10 protein-coding genes and 6 pseudogenes are annotated in these 16927 nt (G+C 55.1%); 5 read left to right on the top strand and 11 right to left on the bottom strand.

Annotation, left to right across the window (positions count from 1 at the left end; translation table 11 throughout):
• Positions 1–225 precede the first annotated feature (225 nt).
• From alaS to mltB, 7 genes and pseudogenes are all read right to left on the bottom strand, one after another.
• Positions 226–2853 (bottom strand): alanine--tRNA ligase, encoded by a 2628-nt coding sequence (gene alaS / locus AC6I8M_RS16905; protein WP_058948990.1) that lies wholly within the window; start codon positions 2851–2853, stop codon positions 226–228.
• A gap of 135 nt (positions 2854–2988) precedes the next feature.
• A complete protein-coding gene (locus tag AC6I8M_RS16910; RefSeq protein WP_498013518.1) occupies positions 2989–3504 on the bottom strand; it encodes a regulatory protein RecX in 516 nt (171 codons plus the stop codon).
• A gap of 107 nt (positions 3505–3611) precedes the next feature.
• Positions 3612–4682 (bottom strand): recombinase RecA, encoded by a 1071-nt coding sequence (gene recA / locus AC6I8M_RS16915; protein WP_010616726.1) that lies wholly within the window; start codon positions 4680–4682, stop codon positions 3612–3614.
• A 93-nt stretch (positions 4683–4775) separates the two neighbouring features.
• A complete protein-coding gene (pncC, locus tag AC6I8M_RS16920) occupies positions 4776–5270 on the bottom strand; it encodes a nicotinamide-nucleotide amidase (RefSeq protein ID WP_010616727.1) in 495 nt (164 codons plus the stop codon).
• 102 nt (positions 5271–5372) lie between these two features.
• Positions 5373–6149 (bottom strand): annotated as a pseudogene (gene tam, locus AC6I8M_RS16925) (trans-aconitate 2-methyltransferase).
• A 213-nt stretch (positions 6150–6362) separates the two neighbouring features.
• Entirely contained in the window at positions 6363–6698 is a 336-nt protein-coding gene (locus AC6I8M_RS16930) for a zinc ribbon domain-containing protein YjdM (RefSeq protein ID WP_010616728.1), read from the bottom strand.
• 86 nt (positions 6699–6784) lie between these two features.
• A pseudogene (mltB, locus tag AC6I8M_RS16935) lies at positions 6785–7851 on the bottom strand (lytic murein transglycosylase B).
• 957 nt (positions 7852–8808) lie between these two features.
• Between mltB and AC6I8M_RS16940 the strand changes: the two are divergent.
• A pseudogene (locus AC6I8M_RS16940) lies at positions 8809–9505 on the top strand (IS5 family transposase).
• Positions 9506–9515: 10 nt separating this feature from the next.
• Here AC6I8M_RS16940 and AC6I8M_RS16945 read toward each other — a convergent pair.
• Positions 9516–10082: pseudogene (locus AC6I8M_RS16945) on the bottom strand (phage repressor protein CI).
• Positions 10083–10193: 111 nt separating this feature from the next.
• Here AC6I8M_RS16945 and AC6I8M_RS16950 point away from each other — a divergent pair.
• The 4 genes and pseudogenes from AC6I8M_RS16950 to AC6I8M_RS16965 form a co-directional block, all read left to right on the top strand.
• Positions 10194–10457, top strand: a complete 264-nt coding sequence (locus AC6I8M_RS16950) for a hypothetical protein (protein ID WP_022548581.1) — start codon at positions 10194–10196, stop codon at positions 10455–10457.
• A gap of 30 nt (positions 10458–10487) precedes the next feature.
• Positions 10488–10997, top strand: coding sequence for a phage regulatory CII family protein (locus AC6I8M_RS16955; RefSeq protein WP_498013519.1), 510 nt, complete (start codon positions 10488–10490; stop codon positions 10995–10997).
• A gap of 130 nt (positions 10998–11127) precedes the next feature.
• Positions 11128–11969, top strand: a pseudogene (locus AC6I8M_RS16960) (IS3 family transposase).
• Positions 11970–12013: 44 nt separating this feature from the next.
• A pseudogene (locus AC6I8M_RS16965) lies at positions 12014–12472 on the top strand (MFS transporter); the annotation flags it as partial.
• On the opposite strand, the gene AC6I8M_RS16970 reads toward AC6I8M_RS16965, so the two are convergent.
• The 3 genes from AC6I8M_RS16970 to AC6I8M_RS16980 form a co-directional block, all read right to left on the bottom strand.
• On the bottom strand, positions 12473–12793 hold the full coding sequence (locus AC6I8M_RS16970) for a YfiM family lipoprotein (RefSeq protein WP_022548585.1): 321 nt from the start codon (positions 12791–12793) through the stop codon (positions 12473–12475).
• Positions 12794–12796: 3 nt separating this feature from the next.
• Positions 12797–14152: a CDP-diacylglycerol--serine O-phosphatidyltransferase gene (gene pssA / locus AC6I8M_RS16975; RefSeq protein ID WP_010616776.1), complete on the bottom strand. Its 1356-nt coding sequence runs from the start codon at positions 14150–14152 to the stop codon at positions 12797–12799.
• 86 nt (positions 14153–14238) lie between these two features.
• The gene (locus tag AC6I8M_RS16980) at positions 14239–16920 is read right to left on the bottom strand and encodes a bifunctional acetate--CoA ligase family protein/GNAT family N-acetyltransferase (protein WP_010616775.1); all 2682 of its coding nucleotides are present in this window, start codon (positions 16918–16920) and stop codon (positions 14239–14241) included.
• Between the last annotated feature and the right edge of the window lie 7 nt (positions 16921–16927).

A 16927-nucleotide genomic window follows, 5' to 3' on the forward strand; every position in this document is an offset into this window, starting at 1 on the left:
GAGTCGGGCCTGTTCGGTCTCCCGGCCATATCCATCATATAACGCTGAACAATGCCTATGACAAATACACCATTGTATTCTGCCATGCCAATACATTCTGCTGATAGTTAGTTTAGCCGAAATACACTACATCAACCGGACTTTGTCATTACTTGGTGCACACCGCGTTAAAAAGCGCCGAAACAGATGTTCCTGGCGCTCTTCACGATGCTTAATTTTATTTCGTTACAGCCGGTTACTCACCCACTCCGGCACGCCAACCAGCGCGCCAGAAAGTGCCTGGGCGTCGGTTCCGCCAGCCTGCGCCAGGTCCGGACGCCCGCCGCCTTTACCGCCGACCTGCGCGGCCAGTTCGCCAATCAGCTCACCGGCTTTCACCCGATCGGTCAGATCTTTGGTGACGCCAGCAATCAGCGACACCTTACCTTCTGCAACGGTTGCCAGTACGATGACAGCAGAACCAAGCTGATTTTTCAGATCGTCCACCATCGTGCGCAGCATTTTTGGCTCGACATTGCTGAGTTCGCTTACCAGCAGTTTCGCGCCCTTCACCTCAACCGCTTTGCTACTCAGTGAAGCGCTTTCCTGCGCCGCTTGCTGATCGCGTAGCTGTTGCAGCTCTTTCTCCAGCGCACGCACGTTTTCTACCAGTCCGCGCACTTTTTCGTTCAGATAACTGTGGTTGGCTTTCACCACCTGAGCAATGTCGGTTAGCTGATCGCTCTGCGCGTGCAGTTGTGCAATCGCGGCTTCACCGGTCACCGCTTCGATACGGCGAATACCCGCCGCCGTGCCGGCTTCGCCCTGAATGCGGAACAGGCCTATGTCACCGGTGCGGGCCGCGTGCGTACCGCCGCACAGCTCAATGGAATACTCGCCCATGCTGACCACGCGCACACGCTGATCGTACTTCTCACCGAACAGCGCGGTGGCGCCCAGCGCTTTCGCCTCTTCCAGGTCCATCACGTTAGTGGTGATAGGCAGGTTGCGGCGAATCTGGGCGTTAACGATATCCTCAACCGCACGAATCTGCTGCGGCTTCATGGCTTCGCCGTGTGAGAAGTCAAAACGCAGGTACTTGTCGTTGTTGAGCGAGCCTTTCTGGCCAACATGATCGCCCAGCACTTCACGCAACGCTTCGTGCATCAGATGCGTCGCTGAGTGGTTAAGGATGATGCGCGAACGACGCACTTCATCGACCTGTGCCTGCAGACGATCGCCCACCCGCAGCTGCCCCTGGCGTAGCTTACCGATATGACCGAAGGCTTTGCCATATTTTTGCGTATCCTGCACGCTAAATTCAGCATTTTGCCCGGTCAGAACGCCGGTATCGCCCACCTGGCCGCCAGACTCACCGTAGAAAGGTGTCTGATCCAGAATCACCACCGCATCCTGTCCGGCAGCCACCTGCTCAACCTGCTGGCCGTCCACAAATAGCGCCTGCACCGTCGCCTCGAGCGAGAGGTGGTCGTAACCTTTGAATTGAGTCGGCGTATCAAAGCGGATAACCGTGTTGTAATCGGTACCGAAGCCGCTGGCTTCACGCGCACGCTGACGCTGCTGCTCCATCGCCGCTTCAAAGCCCGCTTCGTCAATCTTCAGATTGCGCTCACGGCATACGTCAGCAGTCAGGTCCGCCGGGAAGCCGAAGGTGTCATACAGACGGAAGACCGTTTCGCCGTCGAGGGTGTCGCCTTTCAGCTTCGCCAGCTCGTCGTCCAGCAGTGCCAGGCCACGCTCCAGCGTTTTAGCAAACTGCTCTTCTTCATTTTTCAGGGCGTTCTCAACGTGCTTCTGCTGACGTTTGAGGTCCTCACCTGCTGCGCCCATCACCTCGATCAGCGGAGCCACCAGTTTGTAGAAGAACGCTTCTTTCGCGCCCAGCATGTTGCCATGACGCACCGCGCGACGAATGATGCGACGCAGCACATAGCCACGGTTTTCATTCGACGGGATGACACCATCGGCAATCAGGAAGGCACATGAACGGATGTGGTCGGCGATCACGCGCAGTGATTTGTTGTTCAGATCGGTGGCACCGGTCACCTGCGCCACCGCGTTAATCAGCTTCGCGAACAGATCGATTTTATAGTTGGAGTACACATGCTGCAGTACCGCGGCGATACGCTCAAGGCCCATACCGGTATCCACCGACGGTTTCGGCAGTGGCTGCATGGTGCCGTCGGCCTGACGGTTGAACTGCATGAACACGATGTTCCAGATTTCGATATAGCGATCGCCATCCTCTTCCGGACTGCCCGGAGGACCGCCCCAGATATGGTCGCCGTGATCGTAGAAGATTTCGGTGCACGGACCGCAAGGGCCGGTGTCACCCATCTGCCAGAAGTTGTCAGAGGCGTAAGCACCGCCTTTATTATCGCCAATGCGGATAATACGTTCGCGCGGTACGCCGATGTCATTGGCCCAGATTTCAAAGGCTTCGTCGTCGGTTTCGTATACGGTTACCCACAGACGCTCTTTCGGCAGCTTAAACCACTGCTCGCCCGTCAGCAGTTCCCAGGCGTAGGCAATGGCTTCTTTCTTGAAGTAGTCGCCAAAGCTGAAGTTGCCCAGCATTTCAAAGAAGGTGTGGTGACGCGCGGTGTAGCCGACGTTTTCCAAGTCATTGTGCTTACCGCCGGCACGCACGCAGCGCTGCGACGTGGTGGCACGCGAATAATCTCGCTTGTCCTGACCAAGGAAAACGTCTTTAAATTGCACCATGCCGGCGTTAGTAAATAGCAACGTCGGATCGTTGTTTGGTACGAGGGAGCTGCTGGCTACAACCTGATGTCCCTTGCTATGAAAAAAGTCGAGAAACGCTTGACGGATCTCAGCATTGCTCTTGCTCATAAAATTCCTAGAATCACGCTAACGAACGTTCCCTTTCGCTGGCAAACCGCATGCGCCCGGCCCGCCACTGACTGAGGAACAAAAAGTGGGAATAAGATAAATTTTCTTCAATGGGAAGTAAAATCCCATCGCCTTTCAGTCGTCAATATTTCTGAAAATCGCCTGAATGTCTTCCATCATAAAGCCTTTCGACATCAGAAAGCGCTGGACTTTGCTTTTTTCCGCCCAGCTTTGCGGCAGCGGTTCGCCGAATTTACGTTTAGCGACCTCGGCCGCGCACTGGCTCCAGTCAACCTCACTGTCGAACAACGCCTGGTTGATCTCATCGCGGTCGATGCCTTTCTGCTGCAGCTCCATGCGCACCCGCTGTGGACCATAGGCTTTGCGCGCGCGACTCTGAATAAAGCGTTCGGTAAAACGCTGGTCGTTGAGCCAGCCATTCTCCTGACACCAGTCGAGCACTTTCTCCAGCAGCGCTTCAGGTATCGGCTGGCTCTCCTGTTGCTGTAGCCAGGCCGCACGCTGATTGTTCAGCTGCAGTTTGCGTTTCAGCTCTTCGCGGCTATGGTCGCGCTGCGACAAAATACGCATGGCACGATCGAGTACCCGGGAAAAGGTTGGCTCTGGAGCCTGTGATGAGGTCGATGACATAGGATTACCTTGTTGTGACTGTTGCGCAGGGTAAAGCAAGAAGGCAGAGAGGAAAAGCACGGGCGGGAAAAAGCAAAACGGGAGCATTGCTGCTCCCGTGGGTATTGTTAGAAATCTTCGTTGGTTTCGCTGGCTTCTTCGTATTTATCAGCCGCGCTATCCGCTGTCGCCGCTTCCGCGGTTGCACCGGTCAGCAGCATGTCACGCAGCTTAACGTCGAGCTCATTGGCAATCGCCGGGTTCTCTTTGAGGAAGTTGGTGGCGTTCGCTTTACCTTGGCCGATTTTATCGCCGTTGTAGCTGTACCACGCACCGGCTTTTTCCACCAGTTTGTGCTTCACGCCGAGGTCAACCAGCTCGCCGAAGGTGTTGATGCCTTCACCGTACATGATCTGGAACTCAGCCTGCTTAAACGGTGCCGCCACTTTGTTCTTCACCACTTTAACGCGGGTTTCACTCCCCACCACTTCGTCGCCCTCTTTAATGGCGCCGATACGGCGGATATCCAGACGCACGGAGGCGTAGAACTTCAGGGCGTGACCACCGGTGGTGGTTTCCGGGTTACCGAACATCACACCAATCTTCATACGAATCTGGTTGATGAAAATCAGCAGCGTGTTGGACTGCTTAAGGTTACCCGCCAGCTTACGCATCGCCTGGCTCATCATACGCGCAGCCAGACCCATGTGCGAATCACCGATTTCACCTTCGATTTCCGCTTTCGGCGTCAGCGCCGCCACGGAGTCAACGATGATCACGTCTACCGCACCAGAACGGGCCAGCGCATCACAGATCTCCAGCGCCTGCTCACCGGTATCCGGCTGCGAACACAGCAGGTTATCAATGTCGACGCCCAGTTTCTTGGCGTATACCGGATCCAGCGCGTGCTCGGCATCGATAAAGGCACAGGTTTTGCCTTTACGCTGCGCAGCAGCAATGACCTGGAGGGTCAGCGTTGTTTTACCGGAGGACTCAGGTCCGTAGATCTCAACGATACGGCCCATTGGCAGGCCACCTGCGCCCAGCGCGATGTCCAGCGACAGGGAGCCGGTAGAGATGGTTTCAACATCCATCGAGCGGTCTTCACCCAAGCGCATGATGGAGCCTTTACCAAATTGTTTCTCAATCTGGCCCAGCGCGGCAGCTAAAGCCTTCTGTTTGTTCTCGTCAATCGCCATTTCCACTCCTAATCATGCCGGGTGAGCGGGCACCGTGTATGCCTGCTCGTTCTGTTGCCGCTAATTACACTGTATAGTCATACAGTATCAAGTTTAATTTGTCAGAAATTCATCCAGCAGCGCCTGCAGCGCCCAGCTGACCGACTGACGCCGGACAGCATCGCGATCGCCGGTAAACTGCTGGCGCTGCGCCAGCACGCGGCCCTCCGGACCCGCCAGCGCAAACCAGACGGTACCGACCGGCTTTTCTGCCGTGCCGCCATCCGGTCCGGCGATGCCGCTCACCGCAATACCATAGCCGGCGCCGGCCGCGGCACAGGCGCCGGTCACCATTTCGCGTACCGTTTGCTCACTGACGGCACCGTGCTGCGCCAGCGTCGCCGCCTGCACGCCAACCATTTGCTGCTTGGCCTCATTGCTATAGGTAACAAAGCCGCGCTCAAACCAGGCCGAACTACCGCTAATGTCGGTAAACACCTTGGCAATCCAGCCGCCGGTACAGGACTCCGCCGCCGTCACCGTCGCCTGACGATGCCTGAGCTGTTCGCCAATACGGCGGCTGAGCTGCTGAAGTTGTTCATCGTTCATTGCCTTCTCCTGTTGTGGCGCTTCACGTTAGCAGTAAATGGTGCGGCGACAAGCCCTTTTCAACCGCCGCCGTCGCATTTTGCGCACTGCGTTCCGGTAGGGTCAGCGCGTTTTCACCGCCACCATAAATAAACGCGGAAAGGCCAGCAAAACCTGTCCATTACTGCGCGTCGGGTAAGCGAGCAGCAGCGCCTGATGATAGTCGTGTAAAAAGTCAGCCTGCTGCGTCTCATCCAGCGCGGCAAGGAACGGACGCAGCCCGGTGGCGCGCAGTCAGCTGATGATCGCCTGCGCATCCGCCATCGGATGATAGTAAGTGGTGCGCCAGATATCGACCTGACAGCCTGCATCGCATAATAAATCATAGTAGCGATCGCTGCTCAGCAGGCGTTTGCGCTCTGCCGCCTGAGGCGAAATATGCGCCTGCCAGCGTGAGCTGGCCGCCACCTCACGCATCAGACGATGCGACGGCTCCTGCAGGTTATCCGGCATTTGCACCGCCAGTGCACCGCCCGGTGCCAGCTGGTTTACCAGATGCGGCAACAAGGTTTCGTGGTCGGTCAGCCATTGCAGCTACGCGTTGGCATAAATGACCTGTTGCGGCTGCTCAGGCTGCCAGCTGCGGATATCGGCCTGACGAAAATCACAGTCCGGCAGACGTTGCCGCGCCTGTTCCAGCATCGCCTCAGAGCTGTCGATGCCAGTGATGTGCGCCTGCGGCCATGCCTGCGCCAGCAGTTCCGTGCTGTTGCCCGGGCCACATCCCAGGTCCCTAGCAAAGCACACCTCGTTGACGGGAATACGCGTCAGCAACTCCTGTGCCGGACGCGTACGCTCAGATTCAAACTGACGATACAGCTGGGGATTCCAGTCTTGCATAGCAACGCTCCTGTCTGTGTGGAAGAGTCACACACTACCTGTTTTGCTGCGCGAGGCGCGAAGAGAAAAGTGCGGTTGCAGAAAAAGTGTGGGTGGCGCAGCGGAGTCAGGTGCTGCAGGCTCAGGCGTGGTGATATCGCACACGGGCGCGGATGTCGTTGCTCCCGCATCCTGCGGGGAAAAGTGACAGGACGGCGCATGGCCGTCCTGCAATTAGTTCTTTTTCACAAACTCAGATTTGAGTTTCATCGGACCGAAGCCGTCGATTTTGCAATCGATATTGTGGTCACCTTCAACCAGACGGATGCTTTTCACTTTGGTGCCGATTTTCAGGGTGGAAGAGCTGCCTTTCACCTTGAGATCTTTCACTACGGTTACACTATCGCCATCTGCCAGCAGGCTACCGTTGGCATCGCGCACCACCAGCCCTTCGCTGCTGTCATCCGCGCTGGCAGACCAGATATGGCCGCAGGAGGGGCAGTTCAGGTTATCACCCTCCTGCCAAGTGTAATCTGCCTGGCATGCCGGGCAGGCAGGTAAAGTCGTCATACATATTCCTCAGTGGTCGGTATGCGATGAAGAAGGCACCGCAAAACAGGCGCCATCTTATACCCTCATACTTTATAAGGACAGTATTAAAGCATGTTGCCCTGACGCGCCTGGGCGACCGCCTTGCCCCAGTTGCAACACTGCCATGGCATAGTGCGTGCTGTGGTTGTAGCGCGTGATCACGTAGAAATTAGGCAGACCGTACCAGTATTGATAGCTGGTGCCGAGATCCAGCCGCAGCAGGCTGACCTGGCTGTTGCCGTCCAGCGACCCCTGCGGTGCCAGACCGCTGGCCGCCAGCGTATTCACTGAATAGGAGGTTTTAAAACCGTTCTCCAGCGCCGGTGCCTGACCGTTGGCGGGCACGGCTACGTTTTCACCGGAACGCCAGCCGTGCGCTTTAAAATAGTTAGCAACGCTGCCAATGGCATCCACCGGATCCCACAGATTGATATGGCCGTCGCCGTTAAAATCGACGGCATACTGCTTATAGGAGGACGGCATAAACTGGCCGTAGCCCATCGCCCCGGCGAATGAGCCGCGCAGATCCAGCGGATCGTCCTGCTCGGTGCGCGCCATCAGCAGGAAGGTTTCCAGCTCGCTGCTGAAGTAAGCGGCACGGCGCGGATAGCTAAACGAGAGCGTCGCCAGCGCGTCCAGCAGACGGGTTTTGCCCATTACCCGACCCCAGCGTGTTTCCACCCCAATAATCCCGACGATGATCTCCGGCGGTACGCCATACACCTGCTGGGCGCTGCAGCGCATCCTGATACTGATTCCAGAAGGCGACGCCGTTCTGCACGTTATCCGAGATGATGAATTTATTGCGATAGCGAATCCACGCGCCGTTCGGCCCGCTCGGCGCCTGCTGATCCATCAGGCGCAGCACGTAATTCAGTCGCTTCGCCTGGCCAATGACCGCATGCAGCTGGTCGCGGTTGAAACCGTGCTTCGCCACCATCTGATCGATAAATTGTTCCGCCGCCGGATTACCGGCAAAGTCGCCAAACATCGGCTGAATGGCGTGAGAAGGTTCCAGTAAAAACCCCCCTTTCGGTGCAGGCACAACGGCGGATTGCTGCTGGGGTGCAGGCTTACTGCTGCAGGCAGCAAGCAAACAAATAAGCGGAAGAAGAGCAACCTTAAAACGCATCGGATATCCATAAGCCAGATGAACACGAATGCTCATGGTAATCGTTCAACGAAGCGACTTACAGAGCAATGTAGTAAATTTACGCCCGTTGTGATTCTGCAGTTATGACCAGCCATATCTCTGGTTACGTAATGAAAACGCCGCTGAGGTAAGGGGTGCACTGACCGAACTGACGCTCACCTGTAGCGCGGCAGCGGCCTCGCCCGGCCGCGGCTAAGCGCCGAATTTGCGTGCTGGCTCCACAGTTTTCCCCGCCGCGTAAAATTTGCTTTTTACCGCCTGTCGCAATTTGATATAGTCGCCAGCCAGAAACATCGGCTGGCGGATGAAGCGGGCTGCGCAAAAATGCTAACATCTGCCCTTTCGTTATCCGCCAGTGTGATAACCATCCATCCCCGGCTGCCCGTGTCCAGCCAGCGGAAATCAAAAGAGTGAATCCTGAGTGAGAATGAGATGAAAGGAGCAGAGCAAATGGACTTCAGTGGCCGCACCCCCATGATACAGCAGTACCTATAAACATCAATTAATAGGCTGTTTTATATCAAAAAAATAATAAAAATATTTTTTATAGGCTATATATAGAATACTTTTTTAAGAAAAATTTGTCATGACATAACTTAAAAGTTCCGGCTAACTCCCATCACAAAGAGATAATCTAACTTTCCTCTATCTTCAGCTCCCTCAAAACTTCTCATCGTTTGTTCCTTCTGAGGAAATGTGGGTTTCAAATCTCCAAAATCAACCTTGCAGAAAACAAAAAAAGGTTGCAAGCGATTGAAAATGATCAATTTTTAACCAATTTATTTCTTAAGTAGTTTCATCAAGGCACTAAAATGATTGATAAAACTGAGAATATACATAAGGTTAGGGTTGCCCAGTATCTACCGATGTCTACTAGGCTGTGTCCCTTAATCACCTGAGATATAGTAACTACCTGTTTCCACAACACATTGAACTATGGCTCGCTACGACCTTCCCGATGAAGCATGCACTATCATCCAGCCCTTATTACCTGCTGAACCAGCAACACCACGGGCCGGACGTCCATGGGCTGAACATCGTATGATCATCAACGGCATGTTCTGGGTGCTGTGTTCAGGCGCACCATGGCGCTATTTGCCTGAGCGATATGGCCCATGGAAGACCGTTTATAACCGTTTTAATCGATGGTCTAAATCGGGAGTGATTAACATTATTTTCAACAGGTTACTTTCTTCTCTTGATGCTCATGGTCTCGCTGACTGGTCCGCAACTGCGCTGGATGGCAGCAATATCCGGGCACTCAGGTGCGCCGCCGGGGCGCAAAAAAACATTCCGATACCGCCGGAGATAATGGGCTGGGTCGCTCTCGCGGTGGTTTTGGCACCAAAATCCATCTGGCGACAGACGGAAGCGGTCTGCCGTTAAATATCGTACTGAGTCCCGGTCAGGCTCACGAAAGCCAGTTTGCACAACGTCTTCTGGACGGTATTGGTGTTCAGCGCCGGAACGGCAGCATGAAGCGTCGTGGCCATGCAGTGCTGGCTGACAAAGCCCACTCCGGACAAAAGAATACCGCCGCATTGCCACACGTTATGACAAAACGGCGAGGAATTATCTGGCGATGGTGAAACTGGGATGCATCCGGCTGTTTTACAAAAGGTTATGTAATTAAGGGACACAGCCTAGGCAACCTCACTGTAAATTCCGACAACGCGGCCCAAGTGTTTGATCTCATCGGCGCCACACTCAAAAGGAACCTTACCGCCTGCAACATGCAGCCGTTTGCCGGACAGTACGGTCACCTCTCTTAAGCTCACTGCGCCTTCAACATCTACAAGCCATCAGCCAGCGGCGCGTATTTTTCAACGATAAAACTTTTGCCTTCGCTTTTTACACACATCGCATTTTTCAGTGGTTTCCCAAAAAGCTCATGACCAATATATAAGAATCCCAATTTCCGCAAGTCTTCCTTCACTTAATGTGAAGATCTGGAGTCGGTTACACGAGCCTGCGCTTTCGTCACTTCTCTGCGAGCCTTCGCCAGTCAAAATCCATCGTGTGTTTACACCAGTTTCCAGGGCGCAATGAGCTGCAAAGTCATAAGAGACATTGCCCCGCGTATAGCGATTTTGCAGTGTGCTGGCAGCGATATCGAAGTGATTAGCGAGCTGGATTTTCTGGCTAAAGCCATACACCTGACAAATCTGGTCTAAAACTTCCTCATTAGAAATCTGGCTTTCAAAGTCCATAAATGGCATTTCCGTGTTGACCAATGCCAAAACTGGCATTCTGATTCGTTTTGTTGATGGCAAACAAATGGCAATCGGTGTCATAATATTTCAAATAAGGAATCATGCTATATGGCCTCTGAAATCGCAATCATCAAAGTACCAGCACCGATTGTTACTACCGAACAGTTCGCCGAGTTAGAAGGCATATCACTTCGCACCGTCTACCGCTGGACTACTGGCGAAAACCCGCAACTGCCCATTGAGTCTCGCACCATCCGTAAAGGTTGTAAAAAAGCGAGCAGCCCGATCCGTATTTATTACGCACGCTGGAAAGAGGAGCAATTGCGCAAAGCGTTCGGGCATTCCCGCTTTCAGCTCATTATCGGCAACTAATTCACATTAAGTGAATAGGGAGATTCGCACATGTTTGATTTTAAGACTTCCACCCATAACCAGTATGACGACGCCTGCCGCAAGTTTGCACTAACGCACAGCATGGCTGAGCTGGCGCAGCGTGCAGGAATGAAAGCACAGACACTGCGCAACAAGCTGAATCCGGATCAGGTTAATCAGCTGACTGTTCCAGAATTGCTGTTGCTTACCGATCTGACCGAAGACGCAACGCTGATAGACGGCGCGCTGACTCAGCTGCATTGCCTGCCCTGTGTACCGGTTAATGAGCTGGCAAAAGAAAAGTTTCAGTCCTACGTACTGAAGGCTACTACTGAAATCGGAAGTATGGCCGCCAGCGCCGCAAACCCGGAGCGGATAACGGCTACATGTCGCCGCAGTATTCTGGAGGTCGCAAATAACGGCATTCGTTGCATGATGCTGGCCGCACTGGCTGTGCAGACCCGCGTTCACTCAAACCCGACCTTAGCCTCAACCGTTGATGCTATCAGCGGGCTGGGTGCTTCGATTGGCATCAGCTGAAGGCGAGCGATGATTTCATTAGCGGCACATCTCAAGCGCCAGAGTCCGTCAATGTCTTTGAAGTGGCACACTAAATTTGGCCACCTGAACAGAGGTGATATGCTCACCTCAGAACAACACAGGTGCCATAATGAAAAAAAGAAATTTCAGCGCAGAGTTTAAACGCGAAGCCGCTCAACTGGTCCTTGATCAGAACTACACCGTTGCAGCTGCGGCCAATGCTATGGATGTGGGTCTTTCTACCATGACGCGATGGGGAAAACAGTTGCGGGATGAACGACAGGGCAAAATACCTAAAGCCTCCCCTATAACCCCGGAACAGATTGAAATACGCGAGCTGAAGAAAAAGCTACAACGTATTGAAATGAAAACGACATATTAAAAAAGGCTACCCACCGGTATAAACGTGGTGGTCATGAACACATCGTTATCCCGAATCGCCTTGAGCGACAGTTCGCAGTGACAGAGCCTAATCAGGTGTGGTGCGGCGATGTGACGTACATCTGGACAGGCAGGCGTTGGGCTTACCTCGCTGTTGTTCTCGATCTGTTGGCAAGGAAACCGGTAGGCTGGGCAATGTCATTCTCACCGGACAGCAGGCTGACCATCAAAGCGCAGGAAATGGCGTGGGAAACTCGCGGTAAACCAGCCGGAGCGATGTTCCACAGTGACCAGGGTAGCCACTATACAAGCAGGCAGTTACTGTGGCGTTGCCGGATCAGGCAGAGTATGATCCGACGTGGAAACTGTTGGGACAACAGCCCGATGGAACGCTTCTTCAGAAGTCTGAAAAACGAGTGGGTGCCAGTGACAGGTTATATAAACTTTAGCGAAGCTGCACATGCGATCACAGACTATATCGTCGGATATTACAGCTCGCTAAGGCCGCATGACTATAACGGTGGGTTACCCCCAAACGAATCGGAAAACCGATACTGGAAAAACTCTAAAGCGGTGGCCAGTTTTAGTTGAACACTTCAATCACCGGAATGTCGGTTGCTTTAATGCCCTAGTTCGCCAGTGCGTTGATGACCGGCGCGCTGCTGGTATTCATGCTGATTCAGCCGATTGTGGGCGCGCTGTCAGATAAGATTGGCCGGCGGGCATCAATGATGATCTTCGGCGCTGGCGCTGCTATCTGTACCGTGCCGATTTTGATGTTGCTGCAGAATGTGCAAAGTAGCGGGCTGGCGTTCGAGCTGGTAATGCTGGCGCTGATTATTACCAGTTTCTACACCGCGATCAGCAGCATCCTTAAAGCGGAGATGTTCCCGCCGGAAGTGCGGGCGCTGGGCGTGGGGCTTTCCTATGCGGTAGCTAACGCTATCTTTGGCGGTTCGGCCGAATACGTGGCGCTGTTGCTGGAGAAGCACGGCATCGAAACCACCTTCTTCTGGTATGTCTCGACAATGGGCGCGCTGGCATTTCTGGTATCGCTGATGCTGCACCGCAAAGGCAAGGGGATTGCGCTGTGATTACTGGCTCAGGTTCCATAGGGTAATGCCGCTGGCCGCACCGGCGACATCCCAGCCAAGATCCTTCCAGCTCCAGCCGCTCCCGGCAGGGCGGCTGTCCCAGGCTTCTTTGGCTACGCCGAAGCTTAGCGAAAAGAGCATGCCGAAGCGCAGATTTTGCCCGCGTCCCTGATGTTGATGCTGAGAGATCTCACTGCCGGCGGCAGCTAGGGCGGCAGAGGATAAAAAGTGTTGTGCTTTATCCTGGCCGGTCCAGCTGTCCTGCGCCACATGCGCACATCCGCTACACAGTAATCCCGCACAGAGGATGAGCGCACGCATATGCTACAGCAGACGGCTAATAAGGAGATCGATACGGATGCGACGCAGACGGCGAATCAGCTTACGCACCTTTGCCGGATAATCAGAGATGCTCTCCAGCTCGCGGAAATGTTTCACCACTGTGGTGTGCTGACGGATCAGTGCCAGTTCCTTATCGCGCTGCTCTGCCAGCTGGTTAAGCGGATCGTGAATCAGCACCGCATTTTCCAGATCGAGTCGCCAGGCGCGCGGATTGAGGTTATTACCAGTGATCATCATCCACTCGTCATCAACCCAGATGCCTTTCAGGTGGTAACTGTTATCACCATCTTTCCACAAACGCACCGTCAGCTGGCCGTTGTTGACGTAATACTGCAACCGGCTGAGGAAGCGACGCAGATTGATTTCATACAGATAGGGCAGCGCACCGATAATCTTGAACGGCTCGTGTGGTGGAATGTAGAAATCGTTGGCGGTTTTATCGCCGACGATGATCTCGACCTCTTTGCCCTGACGCAGCCGCTGGATCAGATGGCGCACCAGAATGGCCGGCAGGTTAAAGTACGGCGTGCACAGCGTGAGCTTACGCTCGGCGCAGGGCATTAAATGGAAGATGGTTTTGTTCAGCAGGTTACGTTTACCCAGCCCGACCAGCGGCGTGACGGCCAGTGATTCGTTGCCGGCATCACCGGTAAACTGATAGTTGAAGCTGCGCAGCTCCTGACGAAACTGGCGGGTTTCATTCTTGATTTCCGGGCTGGAGGGACGTTCGGCCTGGTCGAGACGATTAACGGCCTCAGAATGTTTGAGATTCTCACCAATCCACTGAAACATGGTGTCCGCCAGTTGCGGATTACGGATCAGCTGATAACGGTCATAACGATATTTGTCATGCTGATGCAGATAAACATCGTTCAGGCTGGCACCGCTGTAGAGCAGCGTATCGTCAATGATAAAGCCTTTCAGATGCAGCACACCGAGCGCTTCACGGGTGTTCACCGGAATGCCATACACCGGAATCGCGATATCGGGATGCTCCGCCGCCATTTCGCAATACCAGTCGGCATTCGTCAGGCCGCGCGCGGCACCGATACGGCCGCGTTGCGCACGGTGCCAGTCCACCAGAATGCTGATATCCAGTTCCGGTCGCGCCTGACGCGCTGCATACAGCGCCTGCATGATGCTGAGCCCGCCGTCATCATTTTCCAGATACAGCGCGGCGATGCAGATGCGTTTTTCTGCCGTGGCGATTTTCGTCAGCAGGGTTTCACGAAACTCGGCGGGCGAGTAAAGCGTGGTCACATCCGACACGGACTGTGACAGTTTAGGCAGCTGTGCGAGGTGTTGTTGGTGTTTATTGCGCTTGAATTTAGACAACATCACAGTGCACTTCTTCTCTGTTCATTGTATGGCCTTTTGCCATCAAATCATGATCCTAACGGTAAATAATAACATCAACCGGCCGGTTAAGGAGGCTTTTTACCTTTCTCTACAGCCAGGTCGCCGGTGTCAGCCAGCGGTAAATTTAGGCTGACAATGCCATCATCCAGTTGAATATTCACACGAAAATTGAGTTTTCGCGCTAGGGTAATCATGCAGGTATTATGCGGCATGGTGATACCGTTCAATTGTTGCAGGCCGTGATCGCGCGTATAGCGGATCATCTTTTCCAGCAGCCGTCTGCCCATGCCCAGACCCTTGAGGTCGGAACGTACCAATACCGAAAATTCTGCGTCGATATTGTCAGCATCGGAGATGGCGCGCGTCACGCCGATGATCTCATCGGCACCGTTATGCTGGCGTACTGCGACAATCGCCATCTCCCGGTCGTAATCGATCTGCGTCATGTTCGCCAAATCGTCGTGGGTAAACTCATTGATCTCACTGAAGTAGCGATAGTAAAGGTCTTCTTTGGTGACCTGGGCAATGAAGGCGCGTAGCTGCGGTTCATCCTCCGGCAGAATCGGCCGAAACAGGCAGCGCTGGCCGTCTTTAAGCTGCACCTGCTCTTCCAGATGGTGCGGATAGGGGCGAATTGCCAGCCGCGCTTCGCTGTCGCCATGAAACGGAGCCAGCTGCAGCGTCACGTCCAGCAGGGTAAAAGTATTGGCAGATGCCAGCAGCGGGTGAATATCCAGCCGCTGAATCTCCGGACAGTCCACCACCAGGTTTGATACCTGTACCAGCAGCTGGCTGAGACCGGTGATGTCCAGCGGTCGCAGTGCGCTGCGGCTGCGAACTTTGCCGCTCTTCAGTGCCTGAATCACCAGATAGCGCGCCAGCGTCATATTCAGCGGCGGCAACGCCACGGCAGCCTGCTTGTCCGGCTGCCACTCCACACCGCCTTCGCCCAGCATGATGATCGGGCCAAACAGCGGGTCATGCTCAACCACCACCCGCAACTCCTGCGCACCGGCGCGGTTCGCTTGCACCAGCAGACCGTCAATGCGCGCCTGCGGATGAGTTTCACGTACGCGATCGAAGATGGCGTCTGCCGCCTGTTCAACTTCTGCCGCACTGCGCAGATAGAGCATCACGCCCTGTTCATCCGACTTATGCGCAATATCCGGCGAGCGCAGCTTTAGCGCCACCGGATAACCAATCTGGTCGGCAATCGTAGCAGCGGCCTGGCTGTCGCTGGCGATCCAGGTTGGCAGCGTCGCCAGCCCGTAAGCCTGCAGTATGGGCTGCACCTCATGGGTATCCAGCGTGGTAATGCCGCTATCCAGTGCCTGCTGCAGCAGCTGATGTGCCTCGGTGCTGTTTTGCGTCAGGCCCAGCGGCAGCGCTGGCGTTTCGCGTAGCTGTTTCTGGTTACGCCGATACTCAACCTGGTGCATAAATGCCGTCACCGTGCCTTCTGGCGTGCGCCAGGTAGGAATGCCGGCTTGGGTGAATGCGCGGCGGGCTTCCTGCGAAGAGTGTTCGCCGCACCAGTTGGTCAGCAGCGTCACCTGCTTACCCCGCGAATGCGCGGCCACCGCCGCAATAATCTGCGCGGCGGTTTCACTGGCCGGAGAGACGGCGCTGGGTGAATGGATGATCATCAGTGCATCCAGTTCATGGCTGTCGAGCAGCTGTGTTACGCAGGCCACGTACAGCGCGGGCGTCGCATGATCTTTCAAATCCAGCGGATTACCGCGCCCGATGCCTTCCGGCAGCAGGGCCGCCAGCGCCTGCAGCGTGGGCTCATCCAGCGTCGCCAGCTTGCCGTTACGCGCATAGAGTTCATCCAGCGCCAGCGCTGCCGGGGCCGCGCCGTTGCTGATAATCATCAGGCGCTCACCGCGCAGCGGGCACATGTGGCTGAGCGATTCCACGGCGGAAAACAGCTCATGCGTGTCCTGCACGCGCAGCAGACCGGCGCGCTGAATGGCTGCATCCCAGGCGGCATCCAGTCCGCTGGCGGTGCCGATCATCGCCTGTGCCTGATGGCTGCGACCGCTTTTGATCACCAGAATCAGTTTATTACGCGCTGCGCTACGCGAGGCAGAAACGAAGCGCCGAGCGTCGCTCAGGTGTTCCAGGTAGAGCAAAATAGCGCTGGTTTTGCCATCGCGTGCAAGAAAGTCCAGCAGGTCGTCGACATCAATATCCAAGCTGTCGCCCAGTGCGATAAACCACGAAAAGCCCAGGTTACGCTGTTGCGCCCAGTCGAGGATGGTGTTGGAAACCGCCGCCGATTGCGAAATAAAGGCGATGCGTCCTTTCGCAATCGGTACCGGTGAGAAGCTGGCATTCAGCCCCTGCCAGGGGGCTAACAGGCCCAGACTGTTGGGGCCCAGCAGGCGCATCTGCCACTGGCTGGCACAGGCTTTCAGCGCCTCCAGCTGGCTGGTCGGCGCGGAGAGAATAATGCAGGCTTTACAGCCTTTTTCTCCCAGCTGCTGTAACAGTTCCAGGTTGCGTCTGGCGTGGGTGCAGATAATCGCCAGGTCGGGGGCGAAGGGCAGGCTGGCCACGTCCGGCCAGGCCAGCACGCCGCTGACCGCCTTGTATTTGGGCGTGACCGGCAACACCGGACCGCCAAAGCCGCCCGCCAGCAGGTTGCGCATCATCAGATAGCCAGCGCGGCCCGGTTTTACCGACGCACCCAGCACCGCAATTGATTTCGGTCGTAACAGCGCTTCCAGTCCACGTTGGCTCATCATTCGC

Source organism: Type-A symbiont of Plautia stali (assembly GCF_059731155.1).